At 47.6% G+C, this 18374-nt stretch carries 9 protein-coding genes; 3 read left to right on the top strand and 6 right to left on the bottom strand.

Annotated elements, in window-relative coordinates; all coding sequences use genetic code 11:
- Positions 1 to 105 precede the first annotated feature (105 nt).
- The 5 genes from ACU37H_RS04700 to ACU37H_RS04680 all read right to left on the bottom strand — a co-directional run bounded on the left by ACU37H_RS04700 (position 106) and on the right by ACU37H_RS04680 (position 11866).
- Complete coding sequence (locus ACU37H_RS04700) at positions 106 to 1995, bottom strand: RagB/SusD family nutrient uptake outer membrane protein (protein WP_472703205.1); 1890 nt, start codon at positions 1993 to 1995, stop codon at positions 106 to 108.
- Positions 1996 to 2005: 10 nt separating this feature from the next.
- The gene (locus ACU37H_RS04695) at positions 2006 to 5194 is read right to left on the bottom strand and encodes a SusC/RagA family TonB-linked outer membrane protein (RefSeq protein ID WP_472703204.1); all 3189 of its coding nucleotides are present in this window, start codon (positions 5192 to 5194) and stop codon (positions 2006 to 2008) included.
- 532 nt (positions 5195 to 5726) lie between these two features.
- On the bottom strand, positions 5727 to 7604 hold the full coding sequence (locus tag ACU37H_RS04690) for a RagB/SusD family nutrient uptake outer membrane protein (protein ID WP_472703203.1): 1878 nt from the start codon (positions 7602 to 7604) through the stop codon (positions 5727 to 5729).
- 77 nt (positions 7605 to 7681) lie between these two features.
- Positions 7682 to 10867 (bottom strand): SusC/RagA family TonB-linked outer membrane protein, encoded by a 3186-nt coding sequence (locus tag ACU37H_RS04685; protein WP_472703202.1) that lies wholly within the window; start codon positions 10865 to 10867, stop codon positions 7682 to 7684.
- Positions 10868 to 11296: 429 nt separating this feature from the next.
- Entirely contained in the window at positions 11297 to 11866 is a 570-nt protein-coding gene (locus ACU37H_RS04680; RefSeq protein ID WP_472703201.1) for an RNA polymerase sigma factor, read from the bottom strand.
- Between the two features lie 379 nt (positions 11867 to 12245).
- Here ACU37H_RS04680 and uvrA point away from each other — a divergent pair, with 379 nt between their 5' ends.
- The 3 genes from uvrA (at position 12246) to ACU37H_RS04665 (ending at position 16873) form a co-directional block, all read left to right on the top strand.
- The gene (uvrA, locus tag ACU37H_RS04675) at positions 12246 to 15101 is read left to right on the top strand and encodes an excinuclease ABC subunit UvrA (protein WP_472703200.1); all 2856 of its coding nucleotides are present in this window, start codon (positions 12246 to 12248) and stop codon (positions 15099 to 15101) included.
- Between the two features lie 148 nt (positions 15102 to 15249).
- Complete coding sequence (locus ACU37H_RS04670; protein ID WP_472703199.1) at positions 15250 to 16302, top strand: bifunctional transcriptional activator/DNA repair enzyme AdaA; 1053 nt, start codon at positions 15250 to 15252, stop codon at positions 16300 to 16302.
- Positions 16289 to 16873, top strand: coding sequence for an alpha-ketoglutarate-dependent dioxygenase AlkB family protein (locus ACU37H_RS04665; RefSeq protein ID WP_472703198.1), 585 nt, complete (start codon positions 16289 to 16291; stop codon positions 16871 to 16873). Before ACU37H_RS04670 ends, ACU37H_RS04665 begins: the two co-directional genes overlap by 14 nt.
- On the opposite strand, the gene ACU37H_RS04660 is transcribed toward ACU37H_RS04665, so the two are convergent.
- Positions 16870 to 17949 carry a mechanosensitive ion channel family protein gene (locus ACU37H_RS04660; RefSeq protein WP_472703197.1) on the bottom strand — a complete coding sequence of 360 codons (1080 nt, stop codon included), beginning with the start codon at positions 17947 to 17949 and terminating at the stop codon, positions 16870 to 16872. The genes ACU37H_RS04665 and ACU37H_RS04660 overlap by 4 nt on opposite strands.
- Positions 17950 to 18374 lie beyond the last annotated feature (425 nt).

The raw sequence follows: 18374 nt of genomic DNA, 5'->3' as shown, positions 1-18374 counted from the left end.
GGCAAGCCTGTTCAGAACTTTAAATTACAACGTTTGAAATAGATTTTAAACAATAAGGCCCTCTCCACGAGCCTTATTGTAATTGGATATGAAAAGCCAAGGCTATTATTCACCCACTTTTTTGGGCGGTACGTTTCTTTCCGCACCGGGATAACCGACGTTCTGGTTGATGACTCCCTGGACGTTAGCGTTGATAGAACTTGCGGGAACCGGCCACAAAATATGGTGCACGCTTATTTTATAGGTAGCCCACTTATGAGTAACGTTGTTTCTGTAAAAGCTGTTCTTACTGAATACGCGATCGTACCAAAAGTTTATACCCATCTGTTTTACATTGGCGTTAGCACCGTCCGGTCCGCTGATGTTGTCCAGGCTATACACACGACCTCCGAATATTTCACAAGGCTTTTTTGTTTTAGCGTATGTATAGGCGATCCTGACTAACTCTATATGCCTGTTTTCCTCGTAATATAATTCACGGGCTCTCTCATCCAGTATCTCGCCGATATTGATTTCACCGGCTGTCAGCGGTGTGGCTCCGGCTCGCGTACGCACTTCGTTTAAATTCAGGGCGGCCTGGGCCGGATCATTCTTCCAATAGTAACATTCAGCCAGCATCAGATAAACTTCTGCAGAGCGATAGATATACCACGGCGTTTCACCTCCGTCCCATCGCGTGTTTAGCGGATCAGGAACAAATACTTTATAATGAGGCCAGGAGTACCAGGTGCGAATGGTATCTTCTACACTCATGGAAGCGGGCCTTATCAGATTTTTTCCGTACCAGGGGTTATTTTTTTCTTTCAAAGCCGGATGGTTGTACCTGAGGTCCTCCATTCGGCGCCAGCTATCTGTATTTAAAATGCCCCGAAGATCATTGGCTTCTTTGTCGGCACGCCATATCTCGTTGGTGAAATACCAGGTGGAACGCAGCCTCCCAATCCCTCTTCCGTAAGTTTTGTTTAAATCGAGGGATAAATCAGTTTCGTTGGCAGCCAGGTTAATATTGGTGCCCTGATTGCCGTCGGGCGTCTTGACATTGCTGCTGTTCCAGAAGGGAACGGCGTTGCGCATCAGGAAGATACGATTGTTGGGACTATTGTCAGTGGGCTCGCTGTTAGGATAAGCGACAATGTACATCAGGCCTTCTGTATTGGACATGTCCAGCTTCGCTTCAACACTATGCAAGTCAAACATAAGATTGGTGTTAGGCTTGCTGCTGTTGCTGGTAAAGCGGTTTTTCATCAATGGATGAGCGGCCACGATTTCTTTTCCTACCTGTATAGCACGATCAAAATCTGTCAGGGCCATGCACACTTTCATCAGCAACACACCACAAGCCGCTTTTGAGGTGCGGCCGCGGTCCACTTTTTCAGGTACCCACCGGTAGGCAAACTCCAGGTCTTCCTTGATTTTTTCCAGGATGCTCCAACGATCATGGGAGTAAAAGTCAAGCTTAGGTTGATTGTATAGTTCGTCTAAAAACGGGACGTTCCCGAATTGGTGCGTGAGCTTAAAATACCGGTAAGCTCTTTGAAAATAAGCAGCGCCCAACACCGCATTTTTTTCAGCCTCGTTCTCAAATGTAACCTTGTTAATCCCCGATATTACCGTGTTAGCATATTTAATGCCTTTGTATCCCTCTTCCCAATACCATCCGACTTTGGTTGTGTTGGGACTGTTCAGATTAGCGTCGGGCAATAAGGCGATGTCCATGTTCATTTGTGGGCCTGCTTTGTCGGTAGTGCCTTCCACGGCTACTTCGGACTGTATGATCTCGGTGAGCAGGGGTGCGCCATCACCGAAATACTCGTGCCGCATATTCCGCTCAGCTGCTGCCAGGGCTGAATACATGGCAGGAGCATCTATCAACACCGCATCAGGTTCATAAAAGGAAAGTGGCTGCGGTTTTAACCACTCTTTTTTACAACTCCATAAAGAGAGTGGTATTAAAAAACAGATCAGTATTCTTGGGTATATTATTTTATCATTCATGGCAAAGAAATTAAAGAGTTACGTTGAGACTTATATTGTAAGTGCGCGGTGTTGGCTGACCCGGATTGTATTCGTTTCCATTACCATCCCTGGTGCGGTAGCCTCCTGATTCGGGATCACCAAATTTCCAATGAGGCGCCCAGAAGGCAACATTCCTGACTGATGTGGCAATTGTTGCGTTCTCTATGCTTACCTTTTCAAGGAGCGCTTGTGGCAAAGCATAGGAAAGGGCAATATTGTCGAGCCGTATGAATGACCTTTCAACATAGTTGGTGCCTATATTCCGCGAGCCGATACGGGCATAGTCGTTGATGGGATTATCAGGTGTCCACCGGGGTTGGATATAATCGGTTGCCCTGTCGGGAAAACTGTTATTATTTGCCGCGCGGTTGAACTGTTCCCGCTGGCCCCAATTTGAGTATACAAAAACGGACAGTGTGAGCCGGTTATAGTTAAAGTCGTTTCGCCAACTCCACCGGAAGCGCGGGCTTTTATAACCTAAAAATATCCTGTCTTTGTCGGTCATGGCACCATCTCCGTTCTGATCTTTATACTTAAAGTCCCCGGGTTGATTACCATATTTTGCCGCCTCCCCGGCCTCATGTGTTTGCCATACACCAACGCGCTCGTAGTCCCAGAACCTGTCGGGATCCTGGCCTATAAACCACCTGTTCTTAATATCGTCCGCTTCCTTTTGACCTGTTATATTTCCATTGGCATCCGTAATGTCGATCTTGTCGCCGTACAGGCTTACAATTTCTCTTCGGTTAAGCATGAAGATGAAGCCTGAAGTCCAATCAAATCGTTCTCGTTGCAACACTTTCCCGTTCAGCGACACCTCAAAACCTTTGTTATTCATTTGGCCTAAATTGGCGGATACGCTTTCAAATGCAATTACAGGCGGTAGGGCGCGATCCACCAAAAGGTCAATCGTCGTTGCTGTGTAAGCGTTGATGCTGCCGCTCAATTTGCCTTTAAAGAGCGAAAAGTCTAACCCCACATTGTAAGATGATTTGCTTTCCCATTTCAGGCCAAGGTTGGCCATCTTGTCCACAAACAATTGTGAAGAAAGATAAACCGTGCCGTTTCGGTTGATATAGGAATGCAGTCCGGATTTCATTTGAGCCAATGCCTCGTATTGGCCGATATCCCGGTTACCATTTTTACCCCAGGACAGCCGCAACTTGGCGTTGTCCAGCCAACTGGCAGCGCCTTTCATGAAGGATTCGTCGGAAAAATCCCAGGCAAAAGCAAGTGCCGGAAAAGTGGCTCTAGGATTTTGTGTACCAAAGGCTGAATAACCGTCCCGACGAATAGACCCGGTGATCATATATCTGTCTTTGTACGAGTAGAACAAACGCCCCATTAACGCGTCGCCTGTCCGGTAGGTATCGTCACTGTTAACCCGTTGCACGGTTCCGGCTTCAATATTATGATAGCCGAGAATATCACTTGGGCTATAATTTGACGCACCAGCCTCAGTCTTCCAGTATTGTCCTTTTTCGGCATTCTGAAGCAGGGTGATCTCGAAATTGTGGTGGTCGAAGCGCTTCTTCCACCTCAGGATATTATCTATCTGCCAGTTGTAGGTTTTTTCAAACCGTCTTGTGCTCGTGCCTCCGCGGGCTTTCCATTCGGGATTATCCGCTGATTCATGGTTGTAGTATTCGCGCCAGATGAAGGAAGGCGTAAAAGTGGATTGTAACTCAATACCAAGCGGGAGGGTGATGACGCCGTAGATATTAGAATTTAATGTGTTGTACACATCCTTACGATCGCGATAAAGATTATCGTGGAAAGGGTTTACCGGAGTGATGTCTCCGGTTGGAAGCCGGCGAAAAAGACTATTAGGATCATCGAGATTGTTTGATCCGTAGGGAGATATTACCGCCGATTGCGTCCAGTCGGCCTGGAGAAAACCTTCATTCCTTACGGCAAAATTTGTGTTGGCGCCTACCTTCAGGAAAGATGCGATTTTGGACTCGAGGTTGAGCCTGGTGCGGAAATTTGTAAAACGGTTGCCTTTAATAATACCTTCCCGGTCAACGTAGTTGAGCGAAAAGTAATAGTTCGAATGATCATTCCGGTTAGACACGCTCGCGGTGTAATCCTGCTGAAACCCCTTTTGGAAGACCAGGTCCTGCCAGTTCGTAACTTTATTGGCGAGATAGTTTTCTATTTCCGGTGTTTTTAATTCCAGCCGGGTCAGCCATGCTTTGATCAACTCCTGATCAGTTACGGAAGTCACCGGCGTTTTCTGATCGTAGTTAAACCAGTCCAGTTGATTCACTGTTGTTAGCTTTCTGGGATCGGTAAATATTTCAGGATATTTTGAAAGGTACGCGTCATTATTTCTGCCAATTTCATAATCCTGCCGCCACGCTAAAAATTCTTCACCGGTCATAACGCGCGGCATGCCCGCTATTTCTACCACTCCAATGTTTGCATTGAAGGTGATGCGCGGTTTGCCTCTGGCGCCTTTTTTTGTAGTGATCAGCACCACGCCGTTAGCGGCCTTGGCTCCATACACCGCGGTTGAGCTGGCATCTTTAAGGATATCAATGGATTGAATGTCGTTCGGATTGATATCGGCAAGCGTTCCGTAAAAGATAACGCCGTCAATGACAATGAGCGGATCGCTTCCCGCTTTCAGCGTTCCCGATCCTCTTACGAGTATATCTGCGTCACCTCTTGCCGTGTTTGCGGGATTACTACGGCCAATAATAAGGCCCGCAGCATTACCGCGCAAAAGATCCTGCACAGATTGAGGTGCTTCCTTCTCCAGCTTTGTAGCCTGAACGGAAGCTACTGCGCCGGTGACGTCTTTTCTCTTGGCGGTGCCATAACCAATAACGACCACTTCGTTCAGGTCTGTGGCGGTTAAGGTCATCGTTACATTGATGACGGTTCGGTTTTGAACGTTATGCTCTTCATCCGGGTAGCCGGTGTAGCTAAACAAAAGGATCGCGTCCGGGGCCACGTCTTGTAAAGTGTAGCTACCGTCGTCGCCGGTAGCAGTTCCTGTTGAGGTGCCTCTGACAACGACACTTACACCGCTGAGCGGCTGGCCTTTGTCATTTTTGACGACACCCGTTATGGTCTGCGTTTGCGCATACAAACCCAGCGGTAGTAATGCGGTGAAAAGAATGGCGAACAGCCAACGCGCTGCTCCCAAAGAAACAAGGGTTGATTTTTTCATACAACTGCTTTGTTTCAACCGGCCCTTGGTTGCCAATTGAAGGTTAAGAAAATACAATCAGCAGTGAGAGCGTGTAAAGCATCATCGCTGACTGCGTATACATTCAAGTGGTTCAGGGGCAAAAATGTCAGGTCAATATATATCCGCCTGGCGCGGGCTGCTGTAATGGAGGAAAAGAGAGGCGTATGGTTAACCGAACCGGATACCAGGTGCCGTCACATTGTTTAAGGCAGATAGCTGAAATGAAAGCTAATCGGTGACCCGGGTAATTGAACTATTCAGGAAATGTCTTATAGAATCGTTTTATCATAATCAAGCAAGTTTGTTACTAAGTTATCGCTACAGTTAATCTTATAGCTTTGGTAAAACAGTGATGGTAAGGTACAGCTTTTTGCAATATGTTTTGACCTTTGACGAGTTACAACGTTTGAAGTAATTCCAAGGCCCTGCAAACTGTTAATAGTGTAATGACTTAAATAAAAACGGCTGTTTCAAATAGATGAAACAGCCGTGTACTTTTTGAACTGTGTTTTTATTCGCTGCCGACCATAAGCGGTGGTATATTCTTTTCTGCACCGGGATACCCGATGTTCTGGTTGATGACACCTTTGATGTTTGTATTAATAGCATTGGCAGGCACAGGCCACAGAATATGATGCACGCTCACCTTATATTCTGCCCATTTGTGTTTCACACCCTTATTGTAAAAGTTGCTTCTGCTTACCACGCGGTCATACCAGAAGTTGACGCCCGTCTGCTTTATGTTGGAGTTGATGCCACCAGGGCCGCTGATATTTTCCAGGCTATAAACGCGGCCTCCGAATATTTCACACGGCTTTTTTGTTTTGGCATACGTATAAGCTATTCTCACCAGTTCGATATGCCGGTTCTCTTCATAGTATAATTCGCGGGCCCTTTCGTCAAGTATCTCGCCGATATTGACATCTCCCGCACCTAAGGGCGTGGCGCCTGCGCGGGTGCGCACTTCGTTGAGATTGACAGCAGCCATAGCCAGATCATTTTTCCAATAGTAGCACTCTGCCATCATCAGGAATACCTCTGCCGAGCGATAGATGTACCAGGGCGTTTCACCTCCCGCCCATTGCGCCTGCAGGGGGTCGGGTACAAATACTTTGTAGTGTGGCCAGGAGAACCAGAGACGGATGGTGTCTTCCACACTCATTGCTGCAGGCTTCACCAGGTTCTTGCCATACCAGGGATTGTTGTTCTTTTTCAGGTCGGGGTGATTATACCTTAGATCTTCCATCCTGCGCCAGCTATCCTTATTTAAAATGCCGCGCATGTCTGTTGCTTCCTTGTCTGCGCGCCAGATCTCGTTGGTAAAGTACCAGGTGGGTCTTAACCTGCCGATCCCCCGGCCATAACTTTTATTCAGATCCATGGCCGGGTCGGTTTCGCCGGCTGCCAAAGGCACACTGGTGCCGGCTTTGCCGTCAGGGGTCTTAATGTTCCCGCTGTTCCAGAAAGGAACGGCATTGCGCATGGTCTGGATGCGGTCAGATCCGTCTACCTCAGGATAAGAGACTACATACATCAGGCCTTCGGTATTAGATATATCCAGTTTGGCCTCCACACTGTGAAGGTCAAACATCAGGTTGGTGTTGGGTTTGTTCCTGTTTGCAGTAAACCTTGTTTTCATGAGGGGATGTGCGGCAACGATCTCTTTACCCACTTCAATAGCCCGGTCGAAATCGGTTAAAGCCATACACACTTTCATAAGTAACACGCCACACGCAGCTTTCGAAGTGCGGCCCCGGTCCACTTTTTCCGGTACCCATTGATAGGCAAATTCAAGATCGCTTTTCATGCGTTCCAATATGCTCCAGCGATCATAAGAATAGAAGTCGTATTTGGGCTCGTCGATCTCTCTGTCGAGATAGGGTATGTCACCAAACTGGTGTGTTAATTTAAAGTAACGGTAGGCACGTTGAAAGTAAGCTGCACCGAGCACAGCATTCTTTTCATTCTCATCCTTGAAGGTGGCGGCGTCGATCCTGGAGATCACGGAGTTGGCATATTTGATGCCCTTGTAGCCTTCATACCAGTACCAGCCGACCTTTGTAAAGTCGGTGCTGTTCAGTTGCGCGTCGGGCAGCAAGGAAATATCCATGTCCATCTGCGGACCTGCTTTATCCGTAGTACCTTCAACGGCTACTTCCGATTGAATGATCTCTGTAAGAATAGGCGCAGCGTCACCAAAATATTCATGTCTCATATTTCTCTCACAGGCCGTAAGCGTAGAATACATGCCATTCGCGTCTGACAAGGCGATGCCGGGTTCATAGAAGGAGAGCGGTTTCGGTGTTAACCAGTCTTTCTTACAGGCCACTAAGGACAATGCAGCGAGGGCAACAACCGATGATCTGCTATATAAAGTATATCGTTTCATGTCTGTGTTTTTATCGATCTGAGCGATAAGCGCCTGAGCCAAGCGATCTCAACAACTCATCTCGTATGGGAGAATAATTAGAGGGTTAGATTGAGGCTTAAATTATAAGTACGGGGAGTGGGCTGTCCGGGTGTCAGCTCATTGCCGTCACCGTCTGTAGTCCGATAGCCTCCTGATTCTGGATCGCCATACGTCCAGTGTGGTGCCCAGAAAGCCACGTTCCTTACTGAAGCAGAGATCCGCAGCGATTGTGCATTTATTTTTTTCAGGATGCTTTGAGGAACTGAATAAGACAGAGAGATATTATCTAACCTGATAAAAGATCTTTCGACGTAATTAGTGCCGATATTTTTAGACCCGATCCTGCCATAATCATTGATCGGATTTTGCGGGGTCCATCTGGGTTGAACGTAATCGCTGGCCCGATCGGGAAAACTGTTGTTGTTGGCCGCGCGGTTGAATTGCTCTTGCTGCCCCCAGTTAGAATAGATAAAGAAGGATAGCGAGAAATCTTTATAGTCGAAGTCGTTTCTCCAGGTCCAGCGGAATCTCGGGCTTTTGTAACCCAGGAAAACACGATCCGCGTCAGTCATCACGCTGTCTGCATTCTGATCTTTATATTTAAAATCCCCTGGTTGATTGCCGTATTTAGCTGCTGCTGCTTCTTCACCAACCTGCCACACACCCACGCGCTCGTAGGCCCAGTATTGATCGGGATCGCGGCCGATGAACCATCTGTTTTTAATGTCATCCGCCTCTTTCTGACCAATCACATTTCCGTTAGCATCTTTGATGTCAATCATGTCTCCATAAAGACTCACGATTTTTCTCCTGTTCAGCATGAAGATGAACCCGGAGTTCCAGTTAAACTGCTCTTTTTTAATAATGCCGGCGTTTAAAGACACTTCGAATCCCTTGTTATTGAGCTGGCCCAAATTTGCTGCTACACTGTTGAAGCCGATGATCTCGGGAAGCGCGCGATCGACCAACAGATCGATGGTAGTAGCTGTATAGGCATCAATAGCACCACTCAACCTGCTGTTAAAGATGGAGAAGTCAAGACCGATATTATAAGATGATTTGCTTTCCCAGCGAAGTCCCAGGTTCGCCATGCGATTTACATACAATTGAGACGACACATATACATTCCCATTCTGATCAATATAAGGGTGCAGGCCGGAAGTCATGTCAGATAGGGCTTCATACTGGCCGATGTCCCTGTTCCCGTTTTTACCCCAGGACAATCTCAGTTTACCATAGTCCAGCCAGTCGGAGGTCTTTTTCATGAAAGCTTCTTCTGAAAAGTCCCAGGCAAAAGCCAGTGCCGGAAAAGTAGCTCTCGGATTTTGAGCGCCGAAAGCCGAATAACCATCCCGCCTGATCGAGCCGGTGATCATATATTTTTCTTTGTAAGAATAGAACAGACGGCCCATTAAGGCGTCACCGGTGCGATACGTATCATTGCTCTCGTTCAGCGGCACCGAGCCCGCCTGCAACCGGTGCCAGCCTAAGATATCGCTTGGCGTATATTGAGATGCGGTTGCTTTGGTTCTCCAGAACTGACCTTTCTCCGCGTTTTGCAACAGCGTTACTTCGAAATTGTGGTCATCAAACCGTTTTTTCCATCTCAGCACATTATCCAGGAGCCAGTTGTAGGTTTTTTCAAATGTGCGTTCACTGCTTCCGCCATTAGCCGCCCATTGCGGGTTTTTAGAAGATTCGTGGTTATAGTATTCGCGCCAGGTAAAAGAAGGCGTAAAGTTTGTTTGAAACTCGAAGCCAAACGGCAGGGTCACGATACCATAGATGCTGGAGTTGAGCGTACTGTAAACATCCTTGCGGTCCCTGTACAAGTTGTCGTGGAACGGGTTTACAGGCGTTACATCTCCCGTAGGAAACCTCCTGTACAAGCTATTCGGGTCATCCAGGTTGTTCGAGCCATAAGGAGAAATAATGGCGGATTGTCCCCAGTCGGCTCTCAGGAAGCCTTCGTCTCTCACGGCGAAGTTGGTGTTAGCGCCCACCTTCAGAAAAGAGGTGACCCTGGATTCAAGATTCAGCCGCGTCCGGAAGTTATTAAACCGGTCGCCTGCGATAATGCCTTCGCGATCTACGTAGTTCAGTGAAAAATAATAGTTGGAATTATCGGTTCTGTTAGAAACAGCTGCGGTGTAATCCTGTTGAAACCCGCGCTGGAACACGAGGTCTTGCCAATTCGTCAAGTTATTGGCAAAATAGTTATCGATCTCAGGCGCTTTCAATTCCAGCCTCGTCAACCAGGTTCTGATCAGCTGCTCGTCTGTGACAGAAGGAACGGGAGTGCCCTGGTCATAGTTATACCAATCGAGCTGGCTGACATTGCTCAGCTTGCGGGGATCAACAAACATTTCCGGGTATTGATCAAGATAAGCCTGTGTTCTTCGTCCCACCTCGTAGTCATAGCGCCATGCAAGAAACTCTTCGCCGTTCATCACGCGGGGCATACCTGCGATCTCAGCGAAGCCAATATTACCGTTGAAAGTGATCCTCGGTTTGCCGCTTACTCCTTTTTTAGTGGTAATCAACACCACGCCATTGGCTGCCATGGCTCCGTAAACGGCCGTCGCACTCGCGTCTTTCAAGATGTCGATAGATTGAATATCATTGGGGTTGATATCCGATAGCGCACCATAAAATATCACTCCATCTACTACGTTCAATGGCCCGCTGCCCGCTTTAAGCGTGCCGACACCTCTTACTAATAAGTTGGCATCAGCTTTTGCAGAGCTTCCTTGTCCGATAATCAGACCGGCGGCATTACCGCGCAACAGGTCCTGGATCGATCGGGGCGCTTCCTTTTCCAGCTTCGTCGCCTGAACAGATGCTACGGCGCCGGTCAGATCTTTTCGTCTGGCAGTACCGTAACCAATCACCACGATCTCGTTCATGTCTGTAGATGTGGCGGTCATGGTTACATCGATCGATTGTTGCTCGCCTACCGTGAATTCCTGGTTCGGATATCCGGTATAGCTGAATACGATAGTGGCTCCCTGTGCCACGGCTTGCAGGGTATAGCGGCCCTGGTCGTCCGTCGCCGTTCCCAGCCGCGAGTCTTTGACGACCACACTCACGCCGCTGATGGGTTGCTGCTTGTCATCGCGGACAACGCCGGTGACGGTGCGGGTATTTTGGGCAAACAAAGAGGAGGGATGTAACCCTGTGAAAAAAAGTAATAACAGCAGGCACAGGCCTGTCTTTGAAAATGCAGGTTGAAGCTTTCTCATATATTGGGCTTTAATCGTTTACTGGTTTGGGGCGAACGTACGGATCGTCCTATAGAAGTACCATGTGGTTTAAGAGCAAATCGTTATTCTTCTTACTAAGATAGTCGATTTATATAATCACCAACGACGCTAAAAATTTACAACGTTTGAAATTGTTCTGGCAGGTTTAAAAGGCAGGTTCGCGGCTGCTAAAAGCGATCGTTAGGGACATGAGAAAGCCGCTCTTTGAAAGAGCGGCTCAATTTGTCGTCATCTTGTGTAAACCGGTTGGCTTCGGCAAGAATAATTCGATAAAGACTTTAGCGAACTTCTTTTGTCCTATCGGAAACACAAGATGACAGTATCTTTATCAATCAATTGTTGTGCTTAGTTATATAACGGATCAGTCGGAAGAATGTTTTAAAGATCAGCGGTTAAATCCTGTTAAAATTATTTACCCGTCATTAACTTTCTCAGGTTCATCAGACCATATCTCATTCTTCCAAGAGCGGTGTTGATACTGCAACCCGTCATGTCTGCGATTTCTTTAAACGAAAGGTTAGCAAAATGTCTCAGGATGATCACCTCTCTTTGTTCTTCAGGTAATTTCTCCAACAGATCTTTCGCCTTCCCCACACTTTGAACATTGATGATTTTATCTTCAGCGTTTTGCTCGGTGCAATTTATGGTATCCAACACTTCATTATCCGCACTGCTCTTAGCAAACGGGAAGCGTTTCAGTTTGCGGAAATAATCTACACAAAGATTGTGGGCAATACGCATCGCCCAGGGCAAAAATTTCCCCTCTTCTTTATACTTACCGCTTTTTAAAGTTTCAATAATCTTGATAAATACGTCCTGCGAAATATCTTCCGCATGATATTTATCTTTTACAATAAAAAGTATAGTATTAAAAAGCTTGTCCTTATATCTTTCAAGTAATGAATCGAGTGCCGATTCGTTACCACTTGCAAACAAGTGTATAAGCTCGTTGTCGCTCTTTTTTATATCCGTTGTCATTACTTTTAGAAAATTAGTTGGCCGGCAAGTACCTTATCTCATGCAACACACCACGGGGTTTAGTACCGGCACTTGCAAATGACCCAAAAAATTGCCCAAAACTGTTAAAAATTTTGTTAAAATTACAATTAATGCGTTTTAACACACTGTAAATCAATATACAATTTGCTATCTGGGTCCAACTGCCCGCAAATATAGGAGACGGCAGCCAAATATTCGTTGAAGGGCTGCTTTTTCACGACATTTTCGACCCCGAAAATCGAACCTGCAGCCGTTTTACTTGTTGGTGTATTTGAAATAAGATTTGCGCGCTTCTTTATGTATTTTCGGGCGACAAAGACTTATTACACTCTTTGCTACCTTATAATCAAAAAATATAATGGCCGTACAAAAAAAGTCGAAGGAAGAAATATTGGTGAAAGGCGCGCGGGTACACAATCTGAAGAATGTGAGCGTGGGCTTTCCGCGCAATCAATTCATTGTGGTGACCGGTGTTTCCGGATCGGGAAAGTCGTCGCTGACCATTGATACGCTTTATGCCGAAGGGCAAAGAAGGTACGCTGAAAGCCTGAGTGCTTATGCACGGCAGTTCCTGAACAGGATGAACAAACCTGAAGTAGATTATATCAAAGGACTTTGCCCGGCCATTGCCATCGAGCAAAAGGTCATCACCCGCACGCCGCGCAGTACCGTGGGTACGATGACAGAGATCTATGATTACCTGCGTTTGTTGTTTGCCCGCGCCGGCACCACGATCTCGCCGGTTTCCGGAAAAGAAGTGAAGAAAGATGATGTGGCCGATGTGGTAGAGGCGATCACGCAATTGAAAGAAGGGGACAAGGTATTCATATTGGTTCAGTTCAAACAGCATCGCAACCGCGACGTAAAAGAGGAGCTAAACATCCTGATGCAGAAAGGGTTTAGCCGCCTGGCAGTAGATGTGACGGGCTCCGATGAAGGGATGGCGGTAAAAAGGATCGAAGATCTGCTGGAGTTGGATGATGCCGCATTGAAGAAGGAACTGCCCGCAGGAAAAGGGAAAAAAGAACACGTCTATATCCTGATCGACCGGATTGTGGTGAAAGACCCCTCCATCGGATTTGACGAAGATGATATCCATCGTTTAGGCGATTCTATCGGAACGGCCTTTTATGAGGGAGAGGGGGAAGTGTATATCGAGGTGATACCGGCCAAAGGAAAAAAACGCTTGTTGAATTTTAACAATCGCTTTGAGCTCGACGGGATCGTGTTTGAAGAGCCGCAGCCCAATCTTTTCTCTTTTAATAATCCGCTGGGGGCCTGTCCTACCTGCGAAGGCTTCAGTCTCGTGTTGGGTATTGACGCCGACCTGGTCATACCCGATAAAAGATTAAGCGTATATGAAGGGGCGGTCGCTCCCTGGAAAGGTGAAAAGCTGGGAAAGTGGAAAGACCGTTTCATAAAAGCCGCTTCGGGTACCGGCTTCCCGGTTCATAAAGCAGTTGCCGACCTGACCAAAGAGCAGTATAATTACCTCTGGCAAACCAATGGAGGTATCAACGACTTCTTCAAAGAGGTCGAACAAAATTTATATAAGGTACAGTACCGTGTATTGCTGAGCCGCTATCGCGGGCGTACCACCTGCCCCGATTGCAATGGCTACCGGCTTCGTAAGGAAGCTTTATACGTACAAGTGGGCGGAAAGCATATTGGCGAGCTTTGCGAAATGCCCGCGCGCGACCTGAAGGTTTGGTTGGATCGTTTACAGCTTTCTGAACATAAAAAAGAAGTCGCCAAAAGAGTGCTGCTCGAGATCAATAACCGGGTGGATACTTTGCTCAAAGTGGGACTGGGCTATCTGACGATGAATCGCGTCGCCAATACCTTGAGCGGTGGGGAAAGCCAGCGGATACAGCTCACGCGCAGTCTTGGCAGTAATCTGACGAACTCTCTATACATCCTTGATGAACCATCGATCGGGCTTCATTCGCGCGATACCAGCAACCTGATCAAAGTGCTCAAAGAGTTAAGAGACCTCAACAATACGGTGGTTGTGGTAGAGCACGATGAAATGGTGATGCAGGAGGCGGATCATATCATTGATATGGGGCCACTGGCCTCTCACCTCGGAGGCGAGGTAGTGGCGGAAGGCGATTTCAAGACGCTGATCAAAAACCCCGATAGCCTGACGGGCAAATACCTTAGCGGTGAATTTTCTATTGCTCCGCCAAAGTCTGTTAGAAAGTGGAACCGGTCCATCAAAATAGAAGGCGCCCGACATAATAACCTTAAAAATATCACCGTCGAATTTCCTTTAAATGTTTTATGTGTCGTAAGCGGTGTCAGCGGCAGCGGAAAAACAACATTGGTCAAACAAATCCTTTATCCCGGTCTGCAAAAAATCAAAGGCGAATTCAGTGGTGAGAAGGTAGGCTTTCATAAAGCGATCTCCGGCGATATTGAAAGCATTCAGCAGATCGAAATGGTCGATCAGAACCCCATCGGCAAATCCTCGCGCAGCAATCCCGTCACATATATCAAGGCCTACGATGAGATCCGTGATTTGTTTGCCAGGCAGCCATTAAGCAAGATGCGCGGCTTTCAGCCCAAGCATTTTTCATTTAATGTAGATGGCGGTCGTTGCGATACCTGCAAAGGTGAAGGCGAACAAGTAGTAGAGATGCAGTTCCTGGCCGATGTGCACCTGATCTGCGAAAGCTGTGGCGGTAAGCGCTTCAAGGAAGAAATTCTTGAAGTGAAATACAAAGACAAAAGCATTTATGATGTATTAGAAATGAGCGTTGATGAAGCCATTGATTTTTTTGCAGATGAAAGAAAGCTGTCCGACGCGATACAGCCGCTGAGCGATGTGGGCCTCGGTTATGTGAAGCTCGGCCAGTCATCCGATACGTTGTCTGGCGGTGAAGCGCAAAGGGTGAAGCTTGCTTCGTTCCTGGGGAAGCCTGCCCGGACAACCCGGTCGGACGGGGGCAACAAGGTGCTGTTTATCTTCGATGAGCCCACAACGGGACTGCACTTTCACGACATTAAAAAGTTATTGGCCTCCTTTAATGCATTGATTGAGCAGGGACATTCTATCCTGGTGATTGAGCACAATACAGATGTGATCAAAAGCGCCGACTGGCTGATCGAGCTGGGGCCGGAGGCAGGAGATGGTGGCGGCGAGCTCGTCTTTGCCGGTAAGCCGATGGATATAAAGAAGGTAAAAGAAAGTTATACAGGAAAGTATTTGTAGTGAAGTCGGAAGTCCGAAGTCAGAAGTCCGGGGCGTGGACACTGTCCTTTTAATACACTTCTGACCTCGGACCTCCAACCTCCGACTTCCAAAAATAGTTGTTCAATTTTCGGTTGTTTCAGGAAATCAGGCTCAATAGTTTTGCTATATGATTTTAACCGATGATATCATGTACCAGGCATTGGTGGATAAAGACAGTTCCTTCGAAGGACAGTTTTTTGTGGCCGTAAAGACCACCGGCATTTTTTGTCGTCCGTCCTGCACCGCCCGGAAACCCAAAAGAGAAAACGTCGAATTTTTTCATACATCCAAAGAATGTATGATCAATGGCTACCGGCCTTGTCTGGTGTGTAAACCCCTGACAGGATTGTATGAAGTGCCGCTGCCGATAAAGCAACTGTTGCAGCGCATTGCTGATGATCCTTTTCAGAAGATAAAAGACGACGACTTGCGTGCCGAAGGCTTAGAGCCCAGCCGCCTGCGGCGCTGGTTTTTAAAACAGCACGGCGTGACCTTCCAGGTGTACCAGCGAATGATGCGCCTGAGCGCGGCCGCCAGGCAGCTACAAAGCGGTGCTACCGTGACCAGCGCGGCTTTTGAATCAGGCTTCGAATCGTTGAGTGGTTTTGCCGACTCGTTTAAAAATACATTTGGTGTATCTCCTAAAAACGGAAAAGGCAGCTGCCTGATCAGCGTAACCAAAATAGAGACCCCGATCGGCGTCATGATCGCAGCGGCTACCGAAACCGGCATTTGTCTGCTGGAGTTTACCGAACGGAAGAACCTGCAGGCGCAGATCACTTCGCTGGCCAACCAGCTTTCTGCCACAGTGGTGCACGGGCCCAATCCCCATCTTGATCAGCTGGAACAGGAGCTGAAATCCTATTTTCAAGGCAAACGGAAGGATTTCGATGTGCCGCTGCACCTGCATGGAACTGCGTTTCAGCAGGATGTTTGGCAAGCGCTGAGAAACATACCTTACGGCGCAACGCGTTCGTATAAACAACAAGCCCTGGCGATCCACCGGCCGGAAAGCGTGCGGGCAGTAGCTAATGCCAACGGGATGAACCGGATCGCCATCATCATTCCCTGTCACCGGGTGATTGGCTCCGGCGGACAGCTAACCGGGTATGCAGGCGGGCTTTGGCGAAAAAAATATTTATTGGAACTGGAGCAAAAAGCATTGAATGAATCCGCATAATTTGTTGCCCTTCGACGGCGAAGCAGTGTACTACGGAAAGGTGTTGGCGGCAGGAGAGGCGGACCGCTTTTACGAACGGCTGCTGCATCATATCGACTGGAAGAATGATGAAGCCATCATCTTCGGAAAAAAGATCATCACTAAAAGGAAAGTGGCCTGGTATGCCGATCAGCATTTTGAATATAAATATTCCGGCATCACCAAAACCGCGATGCTGTGGACATCTGAGCTGAAGGCCTTAAAGTCTGTCGCGGAGCAGCTGACGGGAGAGACCTACAACTCCTGCCTGCTAAACCTTTATCACAATGGGGGCGAAGGCATGGCCTGGCATAGTGATGCTGAAAAAGATCTGAAACGGAATGGCGCGATTGCTTCGCTAAGCCTGGGCGCGGAACGGAAGTTTGCTTTCAAACACAAGCGGACCGGCGAAGTCGTTTCCGAAGTGCTGGAACACGGCAGCCTGCTGGTCATGAAAGGCGCTTGCCAGACACATTGGCTACACCGGTTGCCGCCCACAAAAAAGGTTGATACACCACGTATCAACCTTACGTTCAGGACTATTGTTCATTAATTTTTATTAACGGAAGGCTCAGCTGCGTTTTCGTTGCTGACAAAAAGCGTTTGAGTGGGGTAAGCAAATTCGATCCCGTTCTTTTCAAACTCTTTAAAGATCTTCAGGAAGATACGTTGCTGCGTATCCATATGAATGTTGAAGTCTGGAGTGAGGATGAAATATACAAATTCATAATTCAGACTGAAATCTCCGAAGCCTGAGAAATGTCCCCGGTCATACACTACCTGGTCATTGTCCGATACAATTTGTTTTACCATTTCCGGGATCGCTTCCAGCATGGACGCTGGTGTTTGATAGGTGACACCGAGCGCAAAAACGACCCGGCGCTTTTCCATTCTTTTAAAGTTGTGCACGCGCGAATCCGTAAGGTCTTTATTCGAACACACCAACTGGTCGCCCTCCAGGCTTTTCAATCTTGTAGTTTTAATACCGATGTATTCTACGACTCCCATTTTATCATCCACCCTGATAAAGTCGCCTATTTCAAAGGGGCGGTCAAAGAGGATGGAGAAATAACTGAAAAGATCGCCCAGAACGGTCTGTGCCGCCAGCGCGATAGCGATACCTCCAATGCCCATCCCTGCCACGATCGTTGTTACGTTGTAGCCAAAGTTGTCCAGCAGGAACACAATACCAAACAGCCAAACGATTGCTTTTACGATCACGAGCAAGCCGCGGGCCTGGCGCTGCTTGGCATCGCCATCATCCTGTTGTTTCAGCATGCTCAATATGGCATATTGTATTACGGCATTGATCAAACGCAGCGCGAAAAAAGTACAGAAGAACAGCATGGCCACTTCTAAAACCCTCTCCGCCTTGGGCGACATTTTCAGGTAGTGAAAGCCTGCATAAAAGATCAGGAAATATAAAACCGGCAGAACCGAGCGTTCGATAATATCGATCAGAAAGTCGTCTACAGTAGCTTTGGTCTTTTGCGACCAGCTTTTCAGGCGCCGGATAAGCACCGCCTTCAATAACTTCAATACGATAAAACCTAAGAGAATTCCTCCGATAACGAACAGCCAGGTTGATAGAGGATTGCCAAAATAGCTGGCGGACCAAAGATCATTCATAAATGATAATTTAAGATGGATAGTTGCGGGGCAATACCGCCCAAAGCGGGAATGATAAGAATTTTTTCTTAATCATACAAACGGGAAGCGGCAACCGACGTTGTGTCGCCGGAGCAACCGGTGTTTGTCTGATACGAAATGTGTACAGCAAGTCGCCGCTACCAGCCGGATTCCCGCGTTCGTGTGTAAACACTAAAAAACCGTACCAAAGGCGTTGAGCGAGAATCCTTGCGTCCGAACAGTACCATCCGGGCGGGCACTCCGCTGCGCTTCGGTCGGAACGACGCACTCAGGATGTTGTGGAGCTGCTGTTATCGATCGTTATTCCGACCCAAGTTTTGCCTCAGACAAAACAACTGCCCACCCGTGCCGGGGCGGACGGGGAGCGGCCTTTTACGTTATGGAAAAAGGCTTTGCGAATAACT

The organism is Niabella sp. ZPM-14 (assembly GCF_055693045.2).
The sequence above is the reverse complement of the archived record's forward strand: the minus strand, read 5'-3'. Positions and strand labels throughout refer to the sequence as shown.